The organism is Kitasatospora sp. NPDC056138 (assembly GCF_042264695.1).
In the GTDB taxonomy this organism is placed as follows: Bacteria; Actinomycetota; Actinomycetes; order Streptomycetales; family Streptomycetaceae; genus Kitasatospora.
Genome location: NZ_JBHJVK010000088.1, coordinates 23694 through 30114, shown reverse-complemented (window position 1 = coordinate 30114; position 6421 = coordinate 23694). Strand labels below are relative to the sequence as shown.

Sequence of the window (6421 nt, the reverse complement as noted above, 5' to 3'; positions counted from 1 at the left end):
GGCAGCGGGCTACGCGGGTTCGGCCGGTGCCGCAGCCTTCGGCCGAAGGCGAGGAAAAGCGGTCTGCCCGGAGATACAGCAGCGACGGCTTCCGCCTGGGCCCGCTCGACTGCCTCCAAGAGTCTTTTGCCCTCTGTACGCCGCAGCCGGTTCTGACGGCCCCAGCCCGACGAAGCCGGGCTTGGGCCCGTCGGGTGCCGCCTGCGCCGACCGAGCGGAGCCGGCGGCCGCATTGGCAGGTGGTTCACCCCGGCAGTGCTGCTGCAGTCGGGCAGCGGCGTGCGGCTAGGGGCGGGGCTTGAGTTCCGTCAGGTCCACCGGGACCCGCTTCTTCTTCTCCGATGGCTGGGGCTTGCCCACCTTCACCGGGCCGGATGACGTGAGGGCCCTGCTGACGACGTCAGCCAGCTTCTCGGCGGTCTCCAGCTGGGGCGCGGTGATCGTGAACTGCAGCCGCACCGGCTGCCTCGCCAACCCTGTCACCTGCGGGTCGCGGTCCAGGACCATCGGCTGGGCGCGTATCGCGTTCGACCTGGCGGTCACGTGCCGCCTGGTGCCGGCCGGCCTCCACCTGCGCCCCGGCCCCCACCTGTGCCCCGGTACGATCGGGAACCCGGACACCGGCGACAGGTCCTCGAACGCCATCGCTGTGCAGGCTTGCTCCGACGTCGACTGGCTCGTCGCCCTGGACCCCACCATCGTGCGGGCCCATCAGCATGCCGCCGCCCAAGGGGGCACGAGCCTGCGGATCCCTTGGCCTGCTGGTATCACCGGCCGTCACCGTCAACACGAAGTGTCACCGCCGGATGTGAGCCGGAGCCGGTCACCGTGCAGACCCGGGCCGGGGGGTGGGGTGTGAAGCGGCCCTCGCCTGATGGTCTGCACGAGAGTGTCACTGGTCGTTCGTCATTCCGTTGCCACCCTGTCGGGAGCAGGTGCGACCGGGTGCGTTCGAATTTGACTCAAACGGGAGCGCTTCAATTGAAGCGCTCCCGTTCGATGTCTGCTCGAATTCTGGGGTCTTTGTGGCTGCTCCCGAGCGGTGCTGGGCCCAGGGTTTCGCGGGGTGGATCTGCCAGGGGCCTGCCATCCGTGGCGCGGACGTCGGCGGTTCGGGGTCCGGAGCGTTGGACTCTGGGGCGAGCGCGTGGCGGGCTGCCTGCTCGATCATGCCGGACGGGAGGTGGTGTGGGCGTGTGGGCCGCGTGTCCACAACTACTGACACGTACCGCCGATCGATGGGGGCACGTGTGACGAACTCCCAGGTCAGCTACGTGCAGACCATCACCGACATCGCCCGTCGCGGTGAGGGTCTTGCTGCGGCCGGCGAACTTCGAGTCCTCGTACAGCGCCCCGTCAGGCCCGCCTCGCTGTGGCCCGGCTGCGCCGGGCCCTGGCGGCCGGGGTCGATCTGGACCTGCCGCCCGGCCCGGAGCTGGTCGCACTGGTGGAGGCCGCCTGGCGCGGCTTGCTGTCCGTAAGCGACGATCCGTACCGGACTCGTGACCACCGTGTCGGCGTCGAGCAGGTCGTCTTCGACATCGCTACGCGGCTGATGCTGATCTACGAGGACGGAAGGACCGCGCTGTCCCCGACTCCTCACGGACGAACGCGGATGATCGTCTTCCCCTGGCGTCGCTCGGTCGGGTTGAGGGCGGCGACTGCATCGTCGAGGGTCGCGACGTTGCCGATGTTCGTGCGCAGTCGTCCGTCCCGCACCCGCTGGACGATCACACCCAGTTGGGCACGATCGGACTCGACAACGAAGTCGATCGCCAGGCCGTGGGCGGGCCGCGCCTCGGGCGGCCCAACGACGGTTACCAGTGTTCCTCCAGCCCGGATCAGGCCTGCGGATCGCTTCTGGATGTCGCCGCCGATGACGTCGAAGACCAGGTCGACTTCGCCGACGTCTTCCAGGGTGTCGTTGTCGAGGTCGACGAACTCCATTGCGCCGAAGTCGAGTGCCTTCTGACGGTCAGCGGCACGTCCGGTGCCGATGACGTAGGCGCCGGCCTCTCGTGCGAGTTGCGTCACCATCGTCCCGACCGCGCCGGCCGCGCCGTGCGCGAGGACGCTTTGCCCCGCCTGGAGGTGGCCGTGCTGGAACAGTCCCTGCCACGCGGTGAGGCCTGAGATCGGCAGGCTCGCGCCCACGGTGAAGTCGACGTCGCCCGGCAACGGCGCGAGGTTGCGTGCCTCGACGGCCGCGTACTCGGCGAGGGTGCCGTCGCGATGCCAGTCGGTGAGGCCGAACACGCGCTGTCCCACCGAGAGACCCGTCGTGCCGTAGCCGAGGGCGGTGACCACTCCGGCCAGCTCATGTCCGGGGATCGACGGTGTTCGGTCGTGGTCGAGGCGATCGGTCCAGGTCGAGGGCCACGCCATCTCGGTCGGGACGAATCCCGACGCATGAATCTGAACGACGACATCGTTGATCGCCGGCTCCGGCTCGGGCCGCTTCATCAGCGTCATCCCGGCCGTTCCTGCGGCCTGGTCCGTCACCACGATCGCTTTCATTTGGACACCTCTCTGTATCAGTCCTCGCCCGTACGGCGCCTACGGTTCATGAGTGTTAGTGATCGACCGTCATTTTGATGCCACTGTAATGTGGCCGCCGAGCTGGAGTGACGCAATGGCAGGTCGTGCCGATCGCTGGCGGCACCCGTGACGAATGTCCAGGTCAGCTTCGTGCAGGCCCGTATAGCAGGCCGCCGGCAGATCCGCATTCGGCCTCCTGGCTCGGAATTCGAACGAGAATCAAACAAGAGCGCTCGAATTCAAGCGCTTCCGTTCGAATCAAACTCGAACAGTTCGGCGTCGACCACAGCACACACCGCTGACGCAGCCCCGCCGTGTCACCGTTGCCCGGCACAGCTGTCTTTTGGCGCTGCATCAGGCGAACACGGGCTGGGTGGCGAAGTGGGCGGCGAGCAGGACGACCTGGCGGTGCCAGCTACCGGCCGCCGCGCCGTACCTGCGACTCGGCCCAGTCACCAGGCCGTTCCCATGGCCGCACTCGCCCCGGTGCGTACCCGGCCACCACCGCGCCCGCGGCCAGGACCATGCTGTCGCCGGCTACGCCCACTCCACGCCGTGCTCGGCGAGCTGCGCGAGCTGGCCCGGGGTGAGTTTCGCCCGGCGGGCCTTCTGGTTGTTGAGCCAGGTGCCCAACGCGAAGTGCGACACCACGACCTGCTCCTCACCTTCGGGGCCGGCCTCGAAGGTCTCCAGCGGTTCCTTGTGCGGGCGCGGGACCCGGGGGTGTTGCTCCCCGCTCCACGAACTGGGCGAGGGCCGCCAGACCCTGGGCGAACCGGTCCGTGCGGGACACCTTCGGCTTCGCCTCGGCCACGCCCTTCGCGGCCACCAGCCCGGGGTCCTCCTCGATGCCGATCGCCGACAGCAGGTCCCGCTGGACCGCTTCCAGGCCCGGCCATCCGGCGCGCTGCGCCTGCACCCACCGGCCGAGCTGCTCACCCTCGAACACCGTGTCCACCGGCAGGACGGTCCAGTCGACCAGGCCGTCGCACTCGAGCCACCACTGCCGGGCGGTGGCGTAGGCGCGCTGCCAGGTGATCGGCCACAGCGGGCACCACCATGGGTCGATCTCCTCCAACGCCCGCCGCCGCTCCGGTGACAGCGCGCCCCGCTCCCCGGCAGGCACCTGGGCGGAGGCCCGCAGCTCGGAGAGCCACGTCCTGATCGCGTACCCGCCGACCGAGGCCCGCGCCGGCGCCGCCAGGCTGCCGCCGTGGCCCTTCGCCCAGACCTGCGCCCAGTCGAGACCGGCCTCGAACCTGGCGTCGCTCACGGACCAGATCATCCCGAGCGCATCCAGCATCTCCACCCGGCATGACGCCAGCTCACCATTCGCATTCTCGCCGCGCCGGTCCGACAGCCACTTCCTGAGCGGGTAATTCCCGTTTCCCCAACCAGTGCGGAATAAGGGACGTCAAGCCCGCCGGTCTCCTCGAACCACCGCCGGGCGTGACCGATCCCCTCACGCCACAGCTGCGTCTCACCAACCAGGACCCGCGACGCAATGAACAGCGCGAGCACGTTCTCGTCCACCGGCGACTGGAACCGCACCGGCAACGTGAACGCCCCCGACCCACCCACACCCCCACCGCTCTCACCAGGCACAACAGCAGCCTCAGCGCTGCGCCCCTGGGTCCGCCAGCCCGACTTCTGCGGTACCGCCAAGGCCTCCACCACCTTGGCGTCGTGGCTGCGCAGCGCGGTAAGGATCTTGACCAGGGGGCCGTAGGAATCGGACGCCAGGATGTCCCCGGGCTGCTCGCCGGGCTTGAGGAAGACCGGGACGATCAGGCCGGCGGTTTTCCCCTCGCCGGGCTGCATGCGCAGGGCCCGGCCGATGGCCTGGACGATATCCACCATGCTGCCTCGGCCCTGCAGAAGTACCGGCCGCCCGGGCCGCCCCCACATGACCCGGCCTGCCTCGGCGGCCACCCCTGGTGGGTTTGGCGTGGCGGGTTCACGTGGTGTCTGCGGTGCCGCCGAGCAGGCGATCCACGAGGAGTTCCGGGTAGCCGGAGGCCGGGGGGTCGATGCCGAAGATTGCCCTTATGTAGAGCGGTGCGAGGAGTTGGTCGAGGATCTGGTCCAGGGGTGGGGGGTTCTCGCCGCGGGCTGTGGCGCGTTCGCGGATGCTCTCGATGGACTGGAGGCGGCGCCGGAAGTGTTGGGTGCGCTCGTCCTGTGCGTCGGCGCTGCCCGGCATGGACAGGGCGACGGCGCGGATGAGGAGGCGGGTCTCGGGTGCGTGGATGCTGTCGACGCCTGCCTGCACCCAGGCGATGAGGTCGCCGCGCAGGGTGCCGGTGTCCTTCAGCGGTGAGTTGCGTTCCAGGCGGGTGGTGACCACGTCGGCGAGGAGCGCCTCCCTGCTGCCCCAACGCCGGTAGATGCTGGTGTGGTTGACGCCGGCGCGCTGGGCGATGGCGGGGATGGTGGGGTCGGTGCCGTCGGGGGCGGCCAGCAGGTCGATGACCGCTTGGTGGACGGCTGCGCGGACCTGCTCGGGGCTCTTGCGGATGCGTTCGGCGGGTTGTTTCGGAGTCACCTCCTCATCCTACGCCCCAAGCACAGATGTTTGCTTAATGGCGCCCCGAGGGTCTACAGTCCTCACCACAAGCACAGATCAGTGCTTAACGCCGAGGAGGCCGTCATGAAGAACCTGCTGTTCCCGAACAACACCCAGTTCTGGTACGAGACCCTGCGCTCGATGAGCCACATCGCCTACGGCGGCGCCGACTTCGGCGAGGTCGTCGCCACCGGCGAGCGCATCGTCGAGGGCGACTACGACAGCTGGCACACCGAGTGGCTGGCCACCGCGGACCGGGTGGCCGACGAGGCCGAGCGTGCGCTGAAGGCCGGTCACAAGGTCAGTGCCAGGGACGGGTTCCTGCGGGCCTCCAACTACTACCGCTCGGCGGAGTTCTTCCTGCACGGCCACCCGTGCGACCCGCGTCACGACCACGCCTACGACCGCAGCGTGGCCTGTTTCCGGGCGGCGGCCGCGCTGTTCACCCCGGTCATCGAGCCGGTCGAGATCCCGTACGAGGGCACCACCCTGCCCGGCTACCTCTACCGGCTGGACACCACCGGCACCCCGCGCCCGACCCTGATCATGCACTCCGGCTTCGACGGCACCGCCGAGGAACTCCACTTCAGCGGCGCACTGGCCGCCGTGGAGCGCGGCTACACCGTGCTGACCTTCGACGGCCCCGGCCAGCCCGGACCGCGCCACCACCAGGGCATGGTCTTCCGCCCCGACTGGGAGAACGTCATCACCCCGGTCGTCGACTTCGCCGAAACCCTCCCGGAGGTCGACAACAGCCGGATCGCGCTGCTGGGTTCCAGCATGGGCGGCCTCCTCGCGCCCAGGGCCGCCGCCTTCGAGCACCGGCTGGCCGCGTGCATAGCCGTCGACGGCGTCTACGACCTCGGCCAGTGGTCCGTGCGCAACATCCCCGGCGACCGCGAGGCGGCCGAACGCCTGCTGCGCGCCGAGTCCGCCCCCGAACTCGACGCCGCGTTCGAGAAGAGCATGGCCACCGACGCCACCGCGCGCTGGGCGATCAACCACGGCATGTACGTCATGGGCGTCGACACCCCCCGGGCCTTCAGCGCCTCCTACCTCGACTACACCCTCGCCGACGGCATCGCCGAGCTGATCCAGTGCCCCACCCTGGTGTGCGACGCCGCCGAGGACGAGTTCTTCAAGGGCCAGCCCGAGCAGCTCTACGACCACCTGACCTGCCCCAGGACCCTCATGCTGTTCACCACCGAGGAAGGCGCCGGCGCCCACTGCCACCCCGGCGCCATGCGCCTGGCCCTCGCCCGCATCTACGACTGGCTCGACGACACCCTCGCCAACACCAGCGCCTGAGGCCCCGCC

General features: G+C 69.6%; 6 protein-coding genes. 1 reads left to right on the top strand and 5 read right to left on the bottom strand.

All coding sequences use genetic code 11. The features are described from left to right. Window positions 1–285: 285 nt before the first annotated feature. The 5 genes from ACFC1R_RS34510 to ACFC1R_RS34490 form a co-directional block, all read right to left on the bottom strand. On the bottom strand, window positions 286–543 hold the full coding sequence (locus ACFC1R_RS34510) for a hypothetical protein (RefSeq protein ID WP_375945529.1): 258 nt from the start codon (window positions 541–543) through the stop codon (window positions 286–288). Between the two features lie 1056 nt (window positions 544–1599). Continuing rightward, window positions 1600–2517 carry an NADP-dependent oxidoreductase gene (locus ACFC1R_RS34505; protein WP_375945528.1) on the bottom strand — a complete coding sequence of 306 codons (918 nt, stop codon included), beginning with the start codon at window positions 2515–2517 and terminating at the stop codon, window positions 1600–1602. A gap of 682 nt (window positions 2518–3199) precedes the next feature. Further along, window positions 3200–3811, bottom strand: coding sequence for a helicase associated domain-containing protein (locus tag ACFC1R_RS34500; protein WP_375945526.1), 612 nt, complete (start codon window positions 3809–3811; stop codon window positions 3200–3202). An 8-nt stretch (window positions 3812–3819) separates the two neighbouring features. Next, entirely contained in the window at window positions 3820–4398 is a 579-nt protein-coding gene (locus tag ACFC1R_RS34495; protein WP_375945524.1) for a hypothetical protein, read from the bottom strand. A 97-nt stretch (window positions 4399–4495) separates the two neighbouring features. Then, on the bottom strand, window positions 4496–5083 hold the full coding sequence (locus tag ACFC1R_RS34490; protein ID WP_375945523.1) for a TetR/AcrR family transcriptional regulator: 588 nt from the start codon (window positions 5081–5083) through the stop codon (window positions 4496–4498). 105 nt (window positions 5084–5188) lie between these two features. On the opposite strand from ACFC1R_RS34490, the gene ACFC1R_RS34485 reads away from it, so the two are divergent. After that, complete coding sequence (locus tag ACFC1R_RS34485; protein WP_375945521.1) at window positions 5189–6412, top strand: alpha/beta fold hydrolase; 1224 nt, start codon at window positions 5189–5191, stop codon at window positions 6410–6412. Window positions 6413–6421: the final 9 nt, after the last annotated feature.

Coding starts and splice junctions, on each gene's coding strand:
- ACFC1R_RS34495 (WP_375945524.1), bottom strand. CDS start 4,398: ATGGTGGATATCGTCCAGGCCATCGGCCGGGCCCTGCGCATGCAGCCC.
- ACFC1R_RS34505 (WP_375945528.1), bottom strand. CDS start 2,517: ATGAAAGCGATCGTGGTGACGGACCAGGCCGCAGGAACGGCCGGGATG.
- ACFC1R_RS34485 (WP_375945521.1), top strand. CDS start 5,189: ATGAAGAACCTGCTGTTCCCGAACAACACCCAGTTCTGGTACGAGACC.